1 pseudogene is annotated in these 256 nt (G+C 57.4%); it reads left to right on the forward strand.

The features are described from left to right. Positions 1-67 precede the first annotated feature (67 nt). A pseudogene (locus RTW80_RS29890) lies at positions 68-142 on the forward strand (hypothetical protein); the annotation flags it as partial. Positions 143-256 lie beyond the last annotated feature (114 nt).

Raw genomic sequence — 256 nt, forward strand, 5'->3', positions numbered from 1 at the left:
GGTCGGGTAAGGCGTAGCCGCCACCCGGTTTTTTTCAGCGTTCAAGCCATTCGGCAACGTCTTCGAACACGAACACGTGTTCACCTCCAGCACCGACAACCTGGGCGATATGAACCTGGTGCGTCTGCGTTACGACTTCTAAGTGGTTTGTTCCCCGGTGGCGCTGCGCTTACCGGGCCTACAAAAGACCGTAGGCCGGGTAAGGCGTAGCCGCCACCCGGCTTTTTTCAGCGATCGAGCCACTCAGCAATTTCTT

The organism is Escherichia sp. AM3 (assembly GCF_032029835.1).
Taxonomy (GTDB): Bacteria; Pseudomonadota; Gammaproteobacteria; order Enterobacterales; family Enterobacteriaceae; genus Escherichia; species Escherichia coli.